At 71.5% G+C, this 19,207-nt stretch carries 15 protein-coding genes and 1 pseudogene; 8 read left to right on the top strand and 8 right to left on the bottom strand.

The genetic code is table 11. The features are described from left to right. The 3 genes from OG598_RS27365 (at position 1) to OG598_RS27355 (ending at position 4,754) form a co-directional block, all read left to right on the top strand. Positions 1–255, top strand: coding sequence for a MoaD/ThiS family protein (locus OG598_RS27365; RefSeq protein ID WP_328651671.1), 255 nt, complete (start codon positions 1–3; stop codon positions 253–255). Positions 256–268: 13 nt separating this feature from the next. Continuing rightward, complete coding sequence (locus tag OG598_RS27360; protein WP_328651670.1) at positions 269–1,513, top strand: metallophosphoesterase; 1,245 nt, start codon at positions 269–271, stop codon at positions 1,511–1,513. Positions 1,514–1,574: 61 nt separating this feature from the next. Further along, the gene (locus OG598_RS27355) at positions 1,575–4,754 is read left to right on the top strand and encodes a UvrD-helicase domain-containing protein (RefSeq protein ID WP_328651669.1); all 3,180 of its coding nucleotides are present in this window, start codon (positions 1,575–1,577) and stop codon (positions 4,752–4,754) included. Positions 4,755–4,899: 145 nt separating this feature from the next. Here the strand turns inward: OG598_RS27355 and OG598_RS27350 are convergent, their stop codons facing one another. Both OG598_RS27350 and OG598_RS27345 read right to left on the bottom strand, forming a co-directional pair. After that, on the bottom strand, positions 4,900–5,553 hold the full coding sequence (locus tag OG598_RS27350) for a prepilin peptidase (RefSeq protein WP_328651668.1): 654 nt from the start codon (positions 5,551–5,553) through the stop codon (positions 4,900–4,902). Between the two features lie 10 nt (positions 5,554–5,563). Continuing rightward, positions 5,564–6,568: an EamA family transporter gene (locus OG598_RS27345; RefSeq protein ID WP_328651667.1), complete on the bottom strand. Its 1,005-nt coding sequence runs from the start codon at positions 6,566–6,568 to the stop codon at positions 5,564–5,566. A 405-nt stretch (positions 6,569–6,973) separates the two neighbouring features. Here OG598_RS27345 and OG598_RS27340 point away from each other — a divergent pair. From OG598_RS27340 to OG598_RS27330, 3 genes and pseudogenes are all read left to right on the top strand, one after another. Continuing rightward, a pseudogene (locus OG598_RS27340) lies at positions 6,974–7,456 on the top strand (LppU/SCO3897 family protein); the annotation flags it as partial. A 410-nt stretch (positions 7,457–7,866) separates the two neighbouring features. Beyond that, positions 7,867–8,370, top strand: coding sequence for an LppU/SCO3897 family protein (locus OG598_RS27335; protein WP_328655450.1), 504 nt, complete (start codon positions 7,867–7,869; stop codon positions 8,368–8,370). Positions 8,371–8,526: 156 nt separating this feature from the next. Further along, positions 8,527–9,768 (top strand): ATP-binding protein, encoded by a 1,242-nt coding sequence (locus tag OG598_RS27330; RefSeq protein ID WP_091396677.1) that lies wholly within the window; start codon positions 8,527–8,529, stop codon positions 9,766–9,768. A 25-nt stretch (positions 9,769–9,793) separates the two neighbouring features. On the opposite strand, the gene OG598_RS27325 is transcribed toward OG598_RS27330, so the two are convergent. After that, entirely contained in the window at positions 9,794–10,342 is a 549-nt protein-coding gene (locus OG598_RS27325; protein WP_091396674.1) for a GNAT family N-acetyltransferase, read from the bottom strand. A gap of 133 nt (positions 10,343–10,475) precedes the next feature. Between OG598_RS27325 and OG598_RS27320 the strand changes: the two genes are divergently transcribed. Both OG598_RS27320 and OG598_RS27315 read left to right on the top strand, forming a co-directional pair. Next, complete coding sequence (locus tag OG598_RS27320) at positions 10,476–11,021, top strand: DoxX family protein (RefSeq protein WP_112583895.1); 546 nt, start codon at positions 10,476–10,478, stop codon at positions 11,019–11,021. Between the two features lie 215 nt (positions 11,022–11,236). Next, the gene (locus tag OG598_RS27315; RefSeq protein ID WP_328651666.1) at positions 11,237–12,703 is read left to right on the top strand and encodes a glycosyltransferase 87 family protein; all 1,467 of its coding nucleotides are present in this window, start codon (positions 11,237–11,239) and stop codon (positions 12,701–12,703) included. 3 nt (positions 12,704–12,706) lie between these two features. Here the strand turns inward: OG598_RS27315 and OG598_RS27310 are convergent, their stop codons facing one another. The 5 genes from OG598_RS27310 to OG598_RS27290 form a co-directional block, all read right to left on the bottom strand. Further along, on the bottom strand, positions 12,707–13,135 hold the full coding sequence (locus OG598_RS27310) for a molybdenum cofactor biosynthesis protein MoaE (protein ID WP_328651665.1): 429 nt from the start codon (positions 13,133–13,135) through the stop codon (positions 12,707–12,709). Further along, a complete protein-coding gene (locus OG598_RS27305; protein WP_328651664.1) occupies positions 13,132–14,388 on the bottom strand; it encodes a molybdopterin molybdotransferase MoeA in 1,257 nt (418 codons plus the stop codon). Before OG598_RS27305 ends, OG598_RS27310 begins: the two co-directional genes overlap by 4 nt. 53 nt (positions 14,389–14,441) lie before the next feature. Next, positions 14,442–14,912: a MogA/MoaB family molybdenum cofactor biosynthesis protein gene (locus OG598_RS27300; protein ID WP_328651663.1), complete on the bottom strand. Its 471-nt coding sequence runs from the start codon at positions 14,910–14,912 to the stop codon at positions 14,442–14,444. Then, positions 14,909–15,400, bottom strand: coding sequence for a cyclic pyranopterin monophosphate synthase MoaC (gene moaC / locus OG598_RS27295; protein ID WP_088987073.1), 492 nt, complete (start codon positions 15,398–15,400; stop codon positions 14,909–14,911). The genes OG598_RS27300 and moaC overlap by 4 nt, the downstream gene beginning before the upstream one ends. 261 nt (positions 15,401–15,661) lie before the next feature. Beyond that, on the bottom strand, positions 15,662–18,769 hold the full coding sequence (locus OG598_RS27290; protein ID WP_328651662.1) for an AfsR/SARP family transcriptional regulator: 3,108 nt from the start codon (positions 18,767–18,769) through the stop codon (positions 15,662–15,664). Positions 18,770–19,207 lie beyond the last annotated feature (438 nt).

The following is a 19,207-nucleotide window of genomic DNA, read 5'->3' as shown; positions in this document are numbered from 1 at the left end:
GTGGAGGGGCCACAGCTGACCATCCGCTACTTCGCGGGCGCCCGCGCCGCCGCTGGCCGCGCCGAGGAGGCCATCACCGCCGGGCGCTCACTGGACGACCTCACGGCCGAGCTGACCCAGCGCCACGGCGACCGGCTCGCCGGGGTGCTGCGGGTGGCGAGTTTCCTCGTGAACGGCGTCACCTGTCATGATCGTCAGGCACCCCTACCGGCCGGGGCCACGATCGATGTCCTGCCCCCGTTCGCGGGCGGCTGAGGGAGGCGCACACATGATGGCGGTTCTGGGGTTCGTGGCCGTCCTGGCGCTGGTCACCGGTCTGATCCACCTCTACCTGTGGAAGCGGCTCGTTCGGGACACCACCACGCCGGGCCGTTGGCGACGGATCGGCGGGATCGCCGCCCTGGTGCTGGCCCTGCTCGTGCCGGTCACCCTCGCCGGGACGCAGGCCGGGCTCTACTGGCTCGCCTGGCCGGGCTACCTGTGGCTCGCGCTGATGTTCTACCTGCTGGTCGTACTGGTCGTGCTGGAAGTCCCGATGCTGGTCACCCGGCTGGTGCTGCGTCGCCGGGTGGTTGCCGCGGAGCCCACCACCGCCGCGCCCGAGCCGGTGCTGGTCGGTGCCTCCGGGCCGACCGAGCCACCGGCAGCCGGCGCCGTAGCGGCACCGGACCACGACCCGTCCCGTCGGTTGCTGCTGGCCCGTGGGGCGGCCATCTTCGCCGGCCTCACCGCCACCGGCATCACCGGGTACGGCATCCGCACGGCGCTGGGCCCGCCCCACCTCGACCGGGTGCGGATCCCGCTGGCCAAACTCCCCCGCAGCATGGACGGTCTGCGCATCGCCACCGTCTCCGACATCCACCTCGGCCCGCTGCGCGGGCGGGCGCACACCGAGCGGATCGTCGCCGCGATCAACCGGCTCGACGCGGACATCGTCGCTGTCGTCGGTGACCTGGTCGACGGCTCCGTGGCCGAACTCGGCTCGGCCGCCGCGCCGCTGCGCGACCTTCGCTCCCGCTACGGCAGCTTCTTCGTCACCGGCAACCACGAGTACTACTCCGGCGTGGAGGAGTGGGTCCAGGAGGTCGACCGGCTCGGTCTGCGGGTCCTGCAGAACCGGCGGCAGGAGATCCAGGCCCGGGGTGGTGTGCTCGACCTGGCCGGCGTGAACGACCTCACCGGGGCGGGCACCGGCCTCGCCGCCGGGCCGGACTTCGCCGCCGCCCTCGGTGACCGCGACCCGAGCCGACCCGTGGTCCTGCTCGCGCACCAGCCGCTGGCGGCCAAGGAGGCGGCCCGCTACGGCGTCGACCTGCAACTGTCCGGGCACACCCACGGCGGGCAGATGGTGCCGTTCAACCTGGCGGTCGGGCTGGAGCAGCCGGTGGTCAGCGGGCTCGGCGAGGTCGACGGCACCAAGGTCTACGTGACCAACGGCGCCGGTTTCTGGGGGCCGCCGGTCCGGGTCGGGGCGGAGCCGCAGATCAGTCTGGTCGAGCTGCGCTCCGCATAGCGGAGGTCACGTACGCGCGTGGCGGCGGGTGGCCGGTGCGGCGGGCGTGACAGGATGCGGCGTGCCCCCGTTCAGCGCCGTACCCCCCGGTGGCCTACCGCCATTCGTCGCGGACCTGCACATCCACTCGAAGTACTCGCGCGCGTGCAGCCGTGACCTCACCCTGCCGAACCTCGCGTGGTGGGCCCGGCGTAAGGGCATCGGCCTGCTCGGCACCGGCGACTTCACCCACCCCGCCTGGTACGATCACCTGCGGGAGACGCTGCGCCCGGCCGAACCGGGGCTCTACCGGCTCGACCCGGAGGCGGAACGGGACCTCGCCCGGCGGCTGCCACCCCGACTCGCGCCGAACGCGGAGGCGGGCTCGGTCCGTTTCATGCTGAGCGTGGAGATCTCCACCATCTACAAGCGGGACGACCGGACCCGCAAGGTGCACCACCTGATCTACCTGCCGGATCTGGACGCGGTGGCCCGGTTCAACACCGCGCTGGGCCGGATCGGCAACCTCGGTTCCGACGGCCGGCCGATCCTCGGACTGGACTCCCGCGACCTGCTGGAGATCACCCTGGAGGCCAGCCCGGACGGCTACCTGGTGCCGGCACACATCTGGACTCCCTGGTTCTCCGCGCTGGGCTCGAAGTCCGGCTTCGACGCGATCGCGGACTGCTACGCCGACCTGGCCGAGCACATCTTCGCCGTGGAGACCGGGCTCTCCTCCGACCCCGCGATGAACTGGCGGGTCGGCAGCCTGGACGGCTACCAACTGGTGTCCAACTCGGACGCGCACTCGCCGCCGGCGCTCGGCCGGGAGGCGACGGTGCTGACCGCCGAACGGGACTACTTCGCCGTTCGGGAGGCGCTGCGTACGGGTGACGGCCTGGCCGGCACCATCGAGTTCTTCCCCGAGGAGGGCAAGTACCACGCGGACGGGCACCGGCTGTGTGGGGTCAACTGGTCTCCGGAGCGCACCCGGGCCGCCGGCGGGCGCTGCCCCGAGTGCGGCAAGCCACTGACCGTGGGTGTCCTCAGCCGGATCGAGGAGTTGGCCGACCGCCCGGACGGGCACCGGCCGGCGCACGCCCGGGACGTCACCCACCTGGTGCCGCTGGCCGAGATCCTCGGCGAGATCAACAAGGTGGGTGCCCGGTCGAAGAAGGTCGAGGGTCGGCTCAACGAGCTACTGGCCGCACTCGGCCCCGAGTTGGAGATCCTGACCACGACCCCGCTGAGCGACATCGCGCAGACCGGTGGTGAGCTGCTCGCCGAGGGCATCGGACGGCTGCGGCGCGGCGACGTCCGCCGGGTGCCCGGTTACGACGGCGAGTACGGCGTGATCACGCTCTTCGACCCGGCCGAGCTTGGCGCGCAGGAGACGCTGTTCGACGTACCGGTGCCGGCGCAGCGACGGCCCGCGGAGCCGGCTCCCCGGGTCCCGGCCAAGCGCCCGGCGGCGGCCAAGGCGGAGCCGAAGCGGAAGCCGGTCCCGGCGCCCGCGCCGCCGATCGCGTCGCCGCCGTCTCCGCACGAGCCGTTCGAGCCGATGCTCTCCGGCATGGAGGAGGTCGGCACCGGCCTGCTGGACCGACTGGACGCCATGCAGCGGGTGGCGGCCTCCGCACCAGGCGGTCCGCTGCTCATCGTGGCCGGTCCGGGCACCGGCAAGACCAGGACGCTCACCCACCGGATCGCGTACCTCTGCGCGGAGCTGAACGTCTTCCCCGAGCACTGCCTCGCGATCACGTTCACCCGCCGGGCAGCCGAGGAGCTGCGGCACCGCCTCGACGGCCTGCTCGGCCCGGTCGCCGAGGACGTCACGGTGGGTACGTTCCACGCGTTGGGGTTGACCATCCTGCGGGAGAACGTCGGCGCGGCGGGTCTCCCGACCGACTTCCGGATCGCCGACGACGCCGAGCGGGCGGCGGCCCGCACCGAGGCCGGCGACGACAGCGCCGCGTACGTGTCGCTGCTGCGCAAGCAGGACCTGGTCGACCTGGACGAACTGGTGACCCTGCCGGTGGAGCTGCTGCGGGCCGACCGGAAGCTTGTCGAACGGTACCGGGAGCGCTGGCGGTGGATCTTCGTCGACGAGTACCAGGACGTCGACGAGGTGCAGTACGAGCTGCTGCGGCTGCTCAGCCCCGCCGACGGCAACCTCTGCGCGATCGGCGACCCGGACCAGGCCATCTACTCGTTCCGGGGTGCCGACGTCGGCTACTTCCTGCGCTTTTCCGAGGACTTCACCGACGCCCGACTGGTCCGGCTCAACCGCAACTACCGCTCGTCGGCCCCGATCCTGGCCGCCGCCGTGCAGGCCATCGCGCCGTCCTCGCTGGTCCGGGGCCGGCGACTGGACCCGGCCCGGCTCGACCCGGAGGCTCCGCTGGTCGGGCGCTACCCGGCGGCGTCGGTGATCGAGGAGGCCGACTTCGTGGTGCGTACCGTCGACGATCTGGTCGGCGGGTTGTCGCACCGTTCGCTGGACTCGGGCCGCATCGACGGCCGGTCCACCTCGCTGTCGTTCTCCGACATCGCCGTGCTGTACCGCACCGACGCCCAGGCCGCCCCGATCGTGGACGCCCTGACCCGGGCGAACATTCCCGTGCAGAAGCGTTCCCACGACCGACTGCGGGACAGGCCCGGAGTGGCGGCCATCGCCCGCGAGCTACGGCACGCCGACGGTCTGGCCGGCTCGCTTGCCGCCCGGGTGCGGCTGGCCGGTCAGGTGGTCGCCGAGCGGTTCGCCGTGCCCACCCTGGATGGCGCCGGCAGCACGGTCCGTCCCGAGGACGTCCGCTCGGCCGTGGACCTGCTGACCCCGCTGGCCCGACGCTGCGGTGACGATCTTGAGGCCTTCCTGTCGCAGTTGGCCACGGGCGCGGAGGTGGACGCGCTCGACCCGCGGGCCGAGGCGGTCACGCTGCTCACCCTGCACGCCGCGAAGGGCCTGGAGTTCCCGGTGGTCTTCCTGGTCGGTGTCGAGGACGGGCTGTTGCCGTTGCGCTGGCCGGGCTCGACGCCCGACGAGGACGCCGTCGCCGAGGAGCGCCGGCTCTTCTTCGTCGGTCTGACCAGAGCCCAGGACCGGCTGTACGTCAGTCACGCCGCCCGCCGCACCCGCCACGGCGCGGAGCGCGACTGCGCCCCCTCACCGTTCCTCAACACCATCGACCCGGGCCTCTTCGAACGCTTCGGCGAAGCCGAGCCCCGCCGCCCCAAGGACCGCCAGCTCCGCCTGATCTAACCCCGGTCCCTGGCTCCCAACTTCGTCGATCTTGCACTCTCGGTCGTCGTTGTGCGTGGGATGCACCTTATGTCGGCGCAGAAACTGCAAGATCGACGAAGCCGTGGGCGGGGGCGGGGGGGGCGTGGGGGGCGGGCGGGGTGGGTTAGGTGAGGAGGGCGGCGAGCCAGGCGCCGGTGAGTAGGGCCGGGCCGAGGGGCAGCAGGGTGTTCCGGTGCACCTTTCCGGCGGCGAGCAGGCCGAGCACCAGACCGCCGTGCAGCACGTGCGGCAGGAGCAGCCCGGTCAGCAGGGCCTCCCACCCCAACCAGCCGAGCGGCAGGCCGAGGACGGCGGCGAGTTTCACGTCCCCGAAACCCAGCCGTGAGCCGGGCAGCACTGCCAGCAGCACGTGCGCCGCGCCCGCGACCGTCGCACCTCCCAGCGCACCGAGCAGCCGGCCGGGAGTGCCGGACAGCAGCGCCGCCGTGGTCAGCCCTCCGAGGGCCAGCAACCCGGCGACGAGCACCAGCGGGTCGGGCAGCCGCAGGCAGGCCAGGTCGACTCGCGCCAGCACCAGACCGACCGCCGCGACCGCGAGGAAGACCGGCAGCGCCCCGTCGTCACCAACGGCGACGGCAAGGCCGACAAAGACACCGGCCGCCACCATCGGGTCGACCCAGGGCTGCCGGACCGGCTGCGGCAGTGGAAACGCCAGTGGCCGGGCCTCCACCATGGCGAAGCGCCGCGACACCAGGGGTACGACGAGGCCGACCAGCGCGCCGAGCAGCGCGATCGACACCAGCGCGGCGGCCGACATGGGCCGGACGTTACTGGCCGTCGCGCACCGGCGTGTCCCCCGATCGTGATCCCGTGCCCGCCCGACGTGGCCGTTCGGTGGTCACCACCAGGGCGACCCCGGCGACGATGACAGCACCGCCGAGCAGCACCTGCGGGGTGATCGGCTCGGACACCAGCAGCGCGCCGAGCGCCACCGCGACCGCCGGGTTCACATAGGCGTACGTCGACACCAGCGAGATCGGCGCGTTGTGCAGCAGCCAGACGTACGCGGTGAAGGCCACCAGCGAGCCGGCCACCATGAGGTAGCCCAGCGCCACCCAGGACCGGGTGCTCACCGCCGCCGGGTGGAAGTCGGCCAGTTCGCCCCGACCGGCGGCGACTGCCACCAGCACCAGCGCGCCGGCCATCATCTCGTACACCGTGGCCACGAACGGGTCGGCGGGCATCCGGATCCGTCCGGACAGGAACGACCCGACCGACCAGGAGGTGGCCGCCGCCACCACTGTCAACGCCCCGACCAGCGGCACCGCTGCCGAACCACCTCCCGGCAGCACCAGCAGGACGAGGCCGACGAATCCCACTGTGACCCCGGCGAACGTCCAGATCGGCGGCCGGTCCCCGGTGGCCGAGCGCAACAGCACCACCAGCAGCGGCACAGTGGCCACCAGCAGCGCGGCGATCCCGGACGGCACCGCCACTCCCGGCGGCCCCGATTCGGCGAGCACCACCAGGCCGTTGCCAGCGGCGAGCAGGAGCACCCCGACCAGCGCGGCCGAGCCGAGTTGCCGTCGGTCCACCCGCAGCGCGCCGGGGCCTCGACGCAGTCGCAGCACGACCGCCAGGACCAGGCCGGCCACGGCGAACCGGAGCGCGGCCGACAGCAGCGGAGGCATCGTCTCCACGGTGATCCGGATGGCCAGATAGGTCGACCCCCAGAGCACGTAGACCACGATCAACGCGGTCCAGATCAGTGTCGGCGTGCTGCTGGCACGACGGCCGGCGAGGGCCGTGGCGCTCTGTGGAGGTGAGCTCATCAGTGGACCACGCTACGGTGACCCCGGAGCCCGCGTCGCGCTTTGGTGGCCGGCCTCTCACCACTCGTGCAGGAGGGCGGCATGACGAACTACGGACAACCGGGGGGCGGCCACCCAGGGCCGTGGCGTGGGCAAAGACCCGACGAGACGCCCGGTCGACCGGCGCAGCAGCCCTACCCGCCCGCGCCGGAGCCCTACCCGCCGGCGGTTCCGGCGTACCCGCACGCGCCGCAGGGACGGCCCGAGCCGCCGTACGGCGGTCCACCCAACCCGCCCTACGGTGCGGCACCCAACCCGCCCTACGGTGGCGGGACGGATACGCCCTACGGCCACGAGCCCCGCACGCCCTACGGCGGCTCGTACCAGCCGACCCCGCCGACCCCGACGTACGGCGGGCAGCCGTACCGGCCCGACGACCCGTACGGCGAGGATCCGGCACCGAGCCGGCGCGGTCGAGGGCCGCTGATCGCGGTACTGGCCGTCGTACTGCTGGTGGTCGCCGTCGCCGGCGTGTTCTGGTTACGCCGTGGGCAGAGCGACCCGGCGCCGGCAGCCGCGCCGAGCAACTCGGCCGCTGCCGGTGAGCCCAGCGCGGACGCCGTCGAGCCCGCGCCGAGCGCGGCCGCGCCGGAGTCGTCGGCCGATCCCCGGTTCGCGAAGGTCGGCCAGTGCGTCCGCAACGACGGCACCGCCGGCGGCAAGCCGAAGCTGCTGATCAGCGGCTGTACCGCGAAGTCGTACGAGGTGCTGAGCCGGATCGACGGTCCGACCAGCGGTGAGCGGGACGCCGAGGCCAAGTGCGGCAAGGTCGAGGGCTACACGAACTGGTATTTCTTCGACAGTGAGCTGGACACTCTCGACTTCGTCCTCTGCCTCAAGCAACGCTGAGACCCTCCACTCCAGGGGATGACATGACGACCTACGGACCTGCGGGTTCCGATCAGCCGGACGACCCGTACCAGCGCCCGCCCAGCGGGCCGGACAGCTCACCGCCGGTCGACCCGACGGTGCCCCAGTGGAGCACCTCGCCGCCCGGTGACGACCCGACGCGGCAGCAGTGGGGTCCCCCGCCGACCGGCGCGGAGCCACCGACGGCACCCATGTGGGCGCCGCCGCCCACCAACCCGGAGCCGCCGACCACGCCGATGTGGGCGCCGCCGCCCACCTCAGGCCCGGACTACCCACCGCCCGGCCCGTTTCCACCGGCGGGGCCGTTCCCACCGGCCGGGCCGTACCCACCGGCGGGCCCGATGCCCGGTCAGCCGGCCGGGCCGATGCCGGGTCAGCCGGCCGGGCCGATGCCGGGTCAGCCACCCGCGCCGTGGGGTCAGCAGCCTCCCGGCGGGTACGGGACGCCGCCCGTCGCGCCGGCGAAGAAGACCGGCCGCAACGTCGCCCTCATCATCACTGTGGTGGTGCTGCTCGTGCTCTGTCCGTGCCTCGGCCTGGCCGGATGGGCGGTCTGGAAGGTGGCCGACGCTGGCAGTGACGCGGCACGTACCCCGTCGACGAGTGCCCCGGGCGTTCCACCCGCGCTGCCCAGCGACGCCCCGACGTCGGCCGCCCCGACTCCGGGCGAGGAGTTCGCCAGGGGTGACTGCGTGGTGAACGACGGCAGTGAGGACGACGCGGAACTCCGCAAGGTGCCCTGCGCCCCGAACACCTATCAGGTGCTGCTGCGAATTCCGGCTACCACCGACGGCGACCGGTGCGAGACGCTCGCGCCGCAGGCGACAGCGAACTATGTGCACGACAACTCGGTCGACCTGTTCGACTACGTGCTCTGTCTGAAGAAGCGCTAGACCGATCTGGCCGATCGCTGGTCCGATTGCCAAAACTAGGGCTGTCTAGCGTCCACGCTAGACAGCCCTAGTTTTTGGTCGACGGTCTCGACACGCCGGTAGCCCCATCTATCCATGTCTAGCCTCGCAGCTAGATGGCCCGATAATCTGCGATGCGTGGATCCGGTCCGCAACCCGTACGCGCCGGGCGCCGGTCAGCGTCCGCCCGAACTTGCCGGGCGGGGGCGAGAGCTGGACGTCTTCGACATCGTGCTCGAGCGCATCGCCCGGGGTCGACCCGAGCGCAGCCTGATGCTCACCGGGCTGCGGGGCGTCGGCAAGACGGTCCTGCTGAACACACTCCGGTCGCAGGCGATCAACCGGCTCTGGGGCAGCGGCAAGATCGAGGCCCGACCCGACCAGTCGTTGCGCAGACCGGTCGCCGCCGCACTGCACATGGCGGTCCGGGAGCTCGCCCCCCGCCACCGCGCACCAGACCGGATCGACGCGTTCCTCGGCGTCCTCAAGGCGTTCGCCCAGCGGTCCAACCCGACCGGCCGGGCCGGCGCCGCCACCAAGCTGCGTGACCGATGGCAGCCCGGCATCGACGTGCCGGCCGCCAGCGGCCGGGCCGACTCCGGCGACATCGAGATCGACCTGGTCGAACTGTTCAGTGACGCCGCCGCCGTGGCCAGCGACGTCGGCACCGGCATCGCCATCTTCATCGACGAGATGCAGGATCTCGGCCCGGAGGACGTGTCCGCGCTCTGCGCCGCCTGCCACGAGCTGTCCCAGCTCGGCGCGCCGCTGATCGTCGTCGGCGCCGGCCTTCCGCACCTGCCGGCCGTGCTCAGCGCCGCCAAGTCGTACTCCGAACGGTTGTTCCGCTATCAACGCATCGACCGGCTCGACCGGATCGCCGCCGACCGGGCGCTCTGCGCGCCCGCCGAGCGCGAGGAGGTCGAGTACGAGCAGAAGGCACTCGACCTGCTCTACGAGAAGTCCGGGGGCTATCCCTACTTCGTCCAGGCGTACGGCAAGGCCACCTGGGACCACGCGCCACGCTCGCCGATCACCGCCGCCGATGTGCGGGTCGCCGCACCCGAGGCGGAGGCCGAGCTGGCGGTCGGGTTCTTCGGTTCCCGGTTCGAACGGGCCACTCCCGCCGAACGCGAGTACATGCGGGCCATGGCAATGATGTCCGCGGTCGAGGGCGAGCCCGGCGCTGTGGTCCGCGACGACATGGACGCCGCGGTGCCCACCGCGGAGATCGCCCGTGCCCTCGGCCGCAAGCCGGCCAGTCTGTCACCGGCCCGGGACGCGCTGATCAAGAAGGGGCTGATCTACTCCGGTGAGCGGGGCACCGTCGCCTTCACCGTCCCGCACTTCGGCCGGTACCTGCGGACACAGCCGGCCTGACCCCCGACAACCGGCGTCGACCCGGTCAGACCTTCGACCAGGGCGCCGGAAAGAGCACCTCACCGCGCGGCGGGGGGCCCTCCTCGCTGGTGGACGGCGGCAGCACCAGCGCCTGCCAGGGTTCACCGAGGCCGGCCCACGGGCCGGTCAGGCCCAGTTCACTCGCCGGGCCGAACCCGAACCGGCGGTAGAAGACCGGGGCACCGAGGACGACGACGAGCCGCTCGCCCAACTCGGTGGAGGCGTCCAGGGCGGCCTGCACTACCGCCGTGCCGTGCCCGACACGCTGCCGGTGCGGCGCGACCGCCACCGGGCCGAGGGCCAGGACGGGCACGTCCGAGCCTCGTTCCGGCCGCAGCCGCACCCGGGTGAGCAGCGCGTAGCCGACCACCTCACCGCCGTACTCGGCGACCATTGCCAACTCCGGCAACCAGGCCGTGGTGTCGCGTAGCTCGTCGACCAGGCTGACCTCGGGCGGCGTCGCCACGTCCGGGCGGGCGAAGGCGGCGGCCAGTACGCGGCGGACCGGGCCGGCGTCGGCCGGGTCCTCGGGGCGTAGCCGCAGCGTGGTCACCCGCGCGACGTTACCCGCCGGCGCCCGTCCATCAGTGACTGTCGCTCGATTCGGCGTGGCGCACGTGTACGAACACCAATCCGATCCTGCGGTTGACCGGGTAGCAAACGCCGCGACGGGGTATGACTGATCCATGACGCCCGTACGCTCCCTCGCCCGCGCCATGCTGAGCGGCATCTTCGTGGTCAGCGGGTATCGCAACCTACGCGACCCCGGCCGGCTCGCGGTGGCCGCCAAACCGGTGACCGACAAGGTCGCACCGGTGCTGAAGAAGGCACACCCGAGCTTCCCCACCGAGACCGAGACGTTGATCCGGCTCAACGCGGCCGTGCAGGTCAGCGCCGGTCTCATGCTGGCCACCGGCCGGTTCAGCCGACCCGCGGCGCTGGTTCTCGCGGGCACGCTGGTGCCGGTGACCATCGCCGGGCATCCCTTCTGGAACAACGACGACCCGATCGCCAAGAACAACAATCAGATTCACGTCCTGAAGAACCTCGGGCTCCTCGGCGGTCTGCTGCTCGCCGCGGCGGACACCGGCGGCAAGCCGGGCCTGCGGTGGCGGACGGGCCATCGCATCGGCCACTCTCGACGTTCCATGCAACGCGCCGTCCGCACCGCCCGCCGCGAGGCCCGAATCGCCGTCCGCTCCGCGTCCACCGCACGTCGACTCCCCGGCTGACCTGCGTCGATCCGTCTCCGTCCCACCCCCACCCCTCGCTAAGGCCACGAATTACCTGAACCACCCGGTAGGCGTTAACGCGGTGGAAATGTCAAAAACATGTGTGGGATCGGACACGGTCGCATAACGCGGGAGGCACTGACGTGAGGCGCCGTTCTAGGCTCCGTGCAGGACCTGGACGGGTAGGACGACCTTGGTACGGGGGTGGCCACGCCATGCCGACGGATGTCGGTAGACGGGCGGACCGCCTCGCCCCAATCCAACGTGTGACACGCGGGATCGACCGTGTGACGCGCGGGATCGATCGCAGGAACGTCGTACGGGGCGCCATCGTGGCCGCCGTCGCCTACGCCGCATGGCTTGCCATCGGCACCTTCGGGCGGCCGTACAACTTCTTCGACATGAAGATCTACCACGGTGCCGTGGTGTGGTGGGCGAGCGGTCACGAGCTCTACGAGTTCATCGCGCCCGAAACCACACTCGGGTTCACCTATCCGCCCTTCGCCGGGCTGGTCATGCTGCCGATGGCGCAGCTGCCGATCGGCGCGGCCGGCCTGGTCAACGCCGCCGCCAGCATCGCCGCGTTGGCGCTGGTGCTGGCCGGGCTGCTCCGACCCATCGTGGACCGACTGGGGTGGCCACTGTGGTTCACGGTGGCCCTGGCGGTGCCACTCGCGGTCGCCATCGAGCCAGCTCGGGAGACGCTCGGCTACGGCCAGGTCAACATCCTGCTGTTCGCCCTGATCATGGCTGACCTGATCGGCCTTCGCTGGCGGTCCCGCCGGGGCACCCACTACGCCGCCACCGACGGCCCGCTGCTGCGCTTCATCTACGGCGGGGCCTGGGCGGGGGCCGGTATCGGCCTCGCCACAGCGGTCAAGCTCACCCCGGCGCTGTTCATCGCCTACCTGCTGATCACCCGTCAGTGGCGGGTGGCGGCCACCGCCATCGGCACCGCGATCGGCGTGACGGTGGGGACCTTCGCGATCGTCGGTGACGAGTCGCGGACCTACTTCGGCAGCGTGCTGTGGCAGACCGAACGGGTCGGCGCGGCGGACATGACGCCCAACCAGTCTCTCGCCGGCCTGCTCGCCCGGCTGTACGACTCGATCGAGACCCCGGGGCTGCTGTGGCTCGCCTTCTCGGTGCTGGTCCTGGCGCTGGGCCTGTCCCGCGCGGCCAGTTCCCGCGCCGACGGTGACGAGCTGACCGCCTTCACGTTGGTCGGTCTCACCGCGAACGTGATCAGCCCGATCTCGTGGACGCACCACCTCGTCTGGGTGATCCCGGCGATCATCGTGCTGGCCGACGCCGCCGTGCGTCGTCGCGAGGCGAGCCGGGGGATGCCGCAGCGCACCGGCCAGGGGCCGGTCTTCGGCGGTCTACCCGGGGTCAACGGGCTCCGCCCGCCGATCTGGTACCCGACGTTGACCGGGCTCCGCCACGGCTTCGCCGCGATCGGGCTCTACCTGCTCTTCCTGATCTCTCCGATCTGGCCGTACGAACACCAACTGCCGGAGATGTCGCACTACCAGGACGGCCTGTTCGGGGCACTGATGGAGAACTCGCTCGCCCTCGCGTTGATCGTCCTGGTCGCCGCGCTGCCCTGGCGCCCAGGCGCGGAGCCGGCGTTCTACGGCGACCGGCTCGCCCGGGCCGTGGTGGTCAACGGCCGCCGCTGACGGTCAGGGGCAGTTGACCCATTCCTCGGTGCCGTCGGTGAAGACCTGCCGCTTCCAGATCGGCAGTCGCGCCTTGACCTCGTCGACCAGTCGGGCGCAGGCCGCGAAGGCCGCCGCCCGGTGCGCGGTGCACACCGCGGCGACCAGCGCCACGTCACCGATCACCAGGGGGCCGACCCGGTGCGAGACCGCCACCGCGTAGACGTCGGGCTCCGCGGCGATCTCGGCGGCCACCTCGCGCAGCACCTGTGCGGCGCTCGGGTGGCCCTCGTACTCCAGGCTGGTGACCTGGCGACCGTGGTCGTGGTCGCGGACCACGCCCTGGAAGGACACCACGGCGCCGGCCCGGCGGTCGGCGACCGCCGCCTCGTGCGTGGCGAGGTCGAGCGGCTGGTCGGTGACCTCGCCGAAGGTGATCGCTGGCGCGGTCATGACGCACGCTCCCCGGGAAACAACGGCAGTGGCACGATCGGCACCCGGTCGCCCGGCTCACCGCTGGTGCCGGGCCGGATGACAGCGAACCCGTCCGCGCCGGCCAGGCCCCGCAGCATCGCCGAGCCGACGTGTCGGACCGGGAACGCGACGCCGGCGGAACGGTCCAGTCGGACCAACGCCAGGTGGGTGTGGTCACCGCGACCGGGCACCGCCTCGGCCAACGTGACCTGCGGCAGCACCGGCATCGACCGGCCCTGGAGGCCGGCGAGCAGCGGGGCGACAAGCGACACCAGCGCGACGATGGCGGACTGCGGGTTGCCCGGCAGCCCGGCCACGAACCGGGCTCGCCCGTCGGGGCCGGTCAGCCGGGCCAGCAGCATCGGGAAGCCCGGGCGGACCGCCACCGTGTTGACCACGTAGTCGGCGCCGAGCGCCTCCAGGGTCGGGTGCAGGTGGTCGACCGGGCCGTTCATGGTGCCGCCGGTGGTGCAGACCAGATCGGCGTGACCCAGCGCCGAGCGTAGGGCCGCCACGTGCGCGGGCAACGTGTCGGCCACCGGGCCGACCACGTCGGATGGGCGGACCTGGCAGCCGTAGCGCCGCAGCCACGCCGGCACCGCGGGGCCCAGCGCGTCGCGGATGCGACCGGCCGCGGGCGGGCCCGCCGTCAGCAGCTCGTCGCCGAAGACCAGCAGCGCGGCGCGCGGCGCCCGCCGGACCCGCAGCGTGTCGTGCCCGCAGGCCGCGGCCAGGCCGATCACCGCCGGGTCGACCGGCGTGCCGGTCGGCAACAACTCCTCATCGGCGTACGCCTCCTCGCCGGGTTTCCGCCACTCGGGCATCTCCCGGGGAACACCGGTGACCAGGCCGTCAGCGCTCGTCGACTCTTCCACCCGCAGCACGGCGGTGGCGCCCTCGGGCACCATCGCACCGGTCGCGATCTCGACTGTGGTGTCGTCCTCGGTGAGCGGCGCGGGGGTGCTGCCGGCCAGGACCCGGCCGACGACACGCCACGGCCCACTGCCGCGCACCGCCCAGCCATCCACGCTGGAGGTCGGGAACGCCGGCAGGTCGGTGCGGGTGGTCAACGGCTCGGCCAGGGTCGACCCGTCGGTGTCGACAAGTGGTCGGGCGGCGGCGGGCAGCGCGGCGGCCAGACCGACCGCGTAGACCCGCGAACGGGCTTCTTCCCACCCGGCCGGCGGTGGTGCGGTGACCCGATCCGCGGTGGGTGCGGTTTCCGTGCTCACCGACCGAGCCTATCGGCACGGACCGACACCCGCCCGGGCCTGGCGCGCACCGGTCAGTGGTCCCCACCGCGGAGCTGGTCGACGGTGTGGCCGAGGATCGGCCCGAGAACGGCCAGGCCATCCCGGGCGCCGCCGGTCGAGCCGGGCAGATTGACCACCAGCATCCGACCGGCGACCCCGGCCAGGCCCCGGGACAACACCGACGTCGGCACGCGGTCACGGCTGTGCGCGCGGACCGCTTCGGCGATGCCGGGGATCTCGTAGTCCAGTAGGCCCCGGGTCACGTCCGGGGTCCGATCCGTCGGGGTCACACCGGTGCCACCGCTGGTCAGCACCACCTCGACACCGTCGGCGCGGGCGGCCCGCAAGGCGTCGCCGACCGGCTCACCGTCGGGCACCACCACCGGGTCGTCGACCTGGCAGCCCAACTCACGCAGGCCGGCGACGAGCAGCGGCCCGCTGGTGTCGGCGTAGACACCGGCCGCGGCCCGATTCGAAGCGACGATCACCCGAGCCCGAATCACGGCCGGTCCTCCGGCCGAACCCACTCGCCGGTCTTGCCGCCCTCCTTGCGCAGCACCCGGACCGCCTCCACCGAGGCCGCCGGGTCGACCGCCTTGACCATGTCGACCAGTGCGAGACCGGCGACGGCAACCGCCGTCAGTGCCTCCATCTCCACCCCCGTCCGGTCCGCCGTGCGGGCAGTGGCCGTGATCTCCACGGTGTCGGCGGTCAGCCGCAGGTCGACGGTGACGCCGTGCAGGGCGATCGGGTGGCAGAGCGGGATCAGATCGGGAGTGCGCTTTGCCCCCATGATCCCGGCCAGCCGCCCGACGGCCAACGCGTCACCCTTGGGCAGCCCGTCGCGATGCAGCAGGTCGATGACCTCGGGCGTGGTCCGCAAACGGCCGGCCGCGACGGCCAACCGACCCGTCACCGCCTTGGCGGAGACGTCGACCATGCGGGCCGCGCCGGCGCGATCGACGTGGCTGAGCTGCGCGGGTTCGGTCACGGTCGTGAGCCTATCGGTGCGGTACGACGGCGGTCGGAAGGAGCGGCGTCACGCTGGCCACCGCACCGGGTGCTGACGGCGCAACGGCCCCGACGCCGCTCCTCCCTCACCAGCCCGCCGCCGAGGTCGCTGGGGGACCCGGCAGCGGGCGCGTGTCGACGACCCGGTTCTGCCCACTGGCAGAACCTCCCCCGTTCGTCGATACGGCCGGTAGGTTACCGGGCCTGCCGATAAGAAATCGATAAGCGCCGTTCAGGCTGGTCAGCGCTCTGCGACCACTGTCGCGCCAGTCAACTCGGCGAGACGACGTTCGGCCTCGAAGCGCTCCGGCACGCCCATCCGTCGGAAAATCGCCAACGCGCGCTCCCAGTGCCGCCGCGCCTCGGCCGGGTCGACGCGGGCGAAGTGTTCGGCGAGCCCGGCCAACGCTCGACCCTGCTCGTGGGGGTGCGCGATCCGGGTGGCCAACCGCAACGCCTCCTGGTGCACCTCGGACGCCTCGCCACCCCGCCCCTGCGCCAGCAAGGTACGGCCGAGTTCGTTGAGCGCAGCGGCCTCGACGTGTCGCTCCCCCGAACCGATCGACAGCTTCCGAGCCAACTCGTGCTCCTGCTGGGCCTCCACCAGACGACCCAGACCGCGATAGGCGATCCCGAGGTCGTTGCGCACCTCGGCCTCGGCATACCGGTGGCCGGTGCGATCGCGCAGCGCCAAGGAGGCCAGGAGAATGCGGATCGCCTGCGGAAGGTCGCCCATGCGGACCCGTACGGCGCCGATGTGGCTGAGGGCGTTGAGTGTGTGGAAGACGTCGGAGTTCGTCCGGGCCCAGGCCAGGTGCAGGCGGTGTATCCGCAGCGCCTCCTCGTAGCGACCCAATGAGGTAAGTGCCATGCCGAGGTTCGGCAGCGCCATCGGCACCTTGGTTTTGCCGTATCCCTTGTAGTCACGCAGGCGCTCAAGACCGACCCTCACCGCTTCAGTCAGGTTGCCGCTCCAGTAGTAGACAGCAGCGAGATTGGCGCGGTATCGCGCGGTTCTGAGCACGTCCCGCGAGTCTTCGGAGAGGGCGACAGCGCGGGTCAGATGATGCAGTGCTTCCCGATTGTTGCCAGTCCGGATATATCCGGAAGCAAGGTAGTTGTTCATCAGTGCCGCTGCACCGACGTCCCCGGATGCGTCCGCTGCGGTCAGCGCGTGCCGGTGGGTCGTGATGATGTCCTCGAAATATCCGCGGATGTAACAGAATCGCCAGAGGGCACGGGCCAGCCGCCACGAGTGCTCGTGGAAGCCCTCATCGAGTGCTGCCCTCACCATCGTTACCAGGTCCGTCCGCTCCGCTTCCAACCAGTCAGCGGTGGGCTCCCCGATCGCGTCGACCAACTCAGGTCGCCCGAACGGGAGATGTGTGACGCGAAATTCCAGGTCGTTGGGCTCCAGCGTCTTGGCGACCTTCAACGCCACCGCCAGAGTGAAGTCGAACAGGTGAGCCAACCCAGCCTTTCGGTCACTCGCGGAGTCGGTACGCGAACACAGCTCGATGGAGTACTGCCGCATGAGGTCGTGCAGTCGATATCGCGTCGAGTCCAGGTCCTCGACCAGGTTCCGGTCGACGAGGTCGTCGAGCGCCGCGCGAGCTTCCGCGATCGTCAGACCAGTCAGTGCGGCGACTGCTGGCGGGCCGAATCGGCTGCCGGGATACAGGCCCAGGAATCGGAAGACACGCTTGGTCGAACTCGGAAGCGGCTCATAGGAAGCGGCGAAAGCTCCGGTGACAGTGCTCTCTTCCTGGGCCAGGTGGTGCAGCACCGCAGCGTCGCCAGCCATCTGCTCGGCAAGGTCCGCCAACCGCCAGCCGCGCCGGTGCGCTAGCCGCGCACCGGCCAGCCGGATCGCCAGTGGGAGATACCCGCACCGACGCACCACCTCGGCGGCCGCCTCCGACTCGGCCTCCACCCTGTCCCGACCGATGCTCAGGCTGAGGAGATCCAGGCTCTCCTGCGGGTTCAGGAGCGGCAGCGTCTGCGAGGGCCCGACATCCGGGTGGGACAGACGCTGCCTCGAGGTAACCAGCACGACGGTGGTCGGCTCGGCCGGAAGCAGAGGCATGATCTGCTCGCTGCTCGCCGCGTTGTCGAGCACCACCACTGACCTCCGGCGGGCCAGTTCCTGTCGCCACAACTCCACCCTGTCGTCGAACTCCACCGGTACACGGCCAGCCGGAACGCCCAACTGTCGAAGCAGGGTGACCAGAGCACTCGCCGGCTCCACCCGGCCCTTTTCGCCGTGCCCGCACAGGTCGATGAACAGCGCGGCGTCCGGGTATCGATCGGCCAACCGGCGGGCCAGGTGCACGGCGAGGGTCGTCTTACCGCTACCCGCCATGCCGTCGATGATGTGCACGGCTGGCACCCTCTCCTCGACCCGCCGGGTCTCCGCCAGCAGCCGCGACACCATATCCTCCCTGCCGACGAAGTCGGTGACCGCTCGGGGGAGGTGATCCACCGGATCGTGCCGGGGTGCTGCTCTTTCGGGAACCGGGACACCGCCCGGGGAAGCTGCCTCCGAAACACGGCGGGCGCTCGGGCCAGCCGGGCGGGGTGCGGCGCGCTTCGCCGTTCGCTGGGATGGCACCGCCGAAACGATCGTGCGGTGGAGAGCCTGGAGGTCGGAACCCGGGAGGACGCCGAGTTCGGCCATCAGCTTCGTCCGAACCTCGTCGTACACGACGAGCGCTCCCGCATGGTCACCTCGCTCATGCAGCGCTCGAGTGAGGAGGGCGTACGCCGGTTCCCGAAGAGGATGACGGGCGACGGCCTCCCGCAACAGGGGGATCGCGAGGTCGCTCCGCCCCACTCTGAGCTGCGCGTCGGCGAAGAGTTCCACGGCCAGCAGACGCTCCTCCTCGGCGGCCACCACGCGTGCGCCGAGCACGGGCCCAAGCGACATGCCAGCGAGCATCGGCCCCCGCCAGCGCGCCACGGCCGATGCCAATCGTGCCAAGGCCCGGCCCACGTGGCCGGTTATCAGGGCTTCCCGGCCGGCAGCGAACTCCATCTCGAAGCGAAACACGTCGATAGCTTCCGGCTCCAGGGTGAGCTGGTAGCCGCTTTGCTGTCTGACGATGACGCCCTGACCAGAGTCGAAAGTCTCGAAGGTTCGGCGCAGGTTGGCGGCGTAGGTCCGTACGTTCGCCACCGCGGAGCGCGGCGGGCCGTCTGGCCACAGCTCGTCGACCAGGTCGTTGACGGTCACCAGTTGCCCGGGTTGGACCGCGAGCATCGCGAAGACGGCCTGCTGTTTAGGCGTACCCAGGTGCAGCTTGCGACCGAGCAGGTGCACCGAGAGGCCGCCCAGAAGTTGAATCTCCACCCGTCCCCCTGCCCCAGCGGGGTATTCAGCCGATCACGCCCCGAAGCTTACGGGCACCGGATGTGACGCCCGGTGCCAATCAAGCCGCCGCTGTGAAGGCTCCTGCGACCGGCCAGTGCGACTGGCCCGACGAGTGCAATGCGAACATTGCAAGAACCATCTGTTGCCTCAGCGTTCTCAACTCCTACCGCATCACGGAAAGAAGGAGCGAAAGCCGCAGTCGACGAAGGGGACTCCTGCCAGAAGCTGGCGGGTGGTCGACCGAATCGGCGGATGAGTTGCGGCACCAAACCACCCACACTGAGGGCGCGGTCTAATCAGTCGCCACGGCTCGCGACATTCCGCGACGGACCGGATGCAACAGGCGAGCATCCCAGCGCTCTCCGCACCGGAACGCAAACAGAATGTCACTTATGTGCACAGGATTAACTAATGTTG

Origin of the sequence: Micromonospora sp. NBC_00330 (genome assembly GCF_036136635.1) — a bacterium.
Classification (GTDB): Bacteria; Actinomycetota; Actinomycetes; order Mycobacteriales; family Micromonosporaceae; genus Micromonospora; species Micromonospora salmantinae.
This window is presented reverse-complemented; position numbering and strand designations above follow the sequence as displayed.

Excerpts from the sequence above, each read along its gene's own strand:
- OG598_RS27335 (WP_328655450.1), top strand. The coding sequence starts at position 7,867 with ATGCCGGGTCAGCCACCCGCGCCGTGGGGTCAGCAGCCTCCCGGCGGG.
- OG598_RS27320 (WP_112583895.1), top strand. The coding sequence starts at position 10,476 with ATGACGCCCGTACGCTCCCTCGCCCGCGCCATGCTGAGCGGCATCTTC.
- OG598_RS27315 (WP_328651666.1), top strand. The coding sequence starts at position 11,237 with ATGCCGACGGATGTCGGTAGACGGGCGGACCGCCTCGCCCCAATCCAA.
- OG598_RS27360 (WP_328651670.1), top strand. The coding sequence starts at position 269 with ATGATGGCGGTTCTGGGGTTCGTGGCCGTCCTGGCGCTGGTCACCGGT.
- OG598_RS27310 (WP_328651665.1), bottom strand. The coding sequence starts at position 13,135 with ATGACCGCGCCAGCGATCACCTTCGGCGAGGTCACCGACCAGCCGCTC.
- OG598_RS27345 (WP_328651667.1), bottom strand. The coding sequence starts at position 6,568 with ATGAGCTCACCTCCACAGAGCGCCACGGCCCTCGCCGGCCGTCGTGCC.
- OG598_RS27350 (WP_328651668.1), bottom strand. The coding sequence starts at position 5,553 with ATGTCGGCCGCCGCGCTGGTGTCGATCGCGCTGCTCGGCGCGCTGGTC.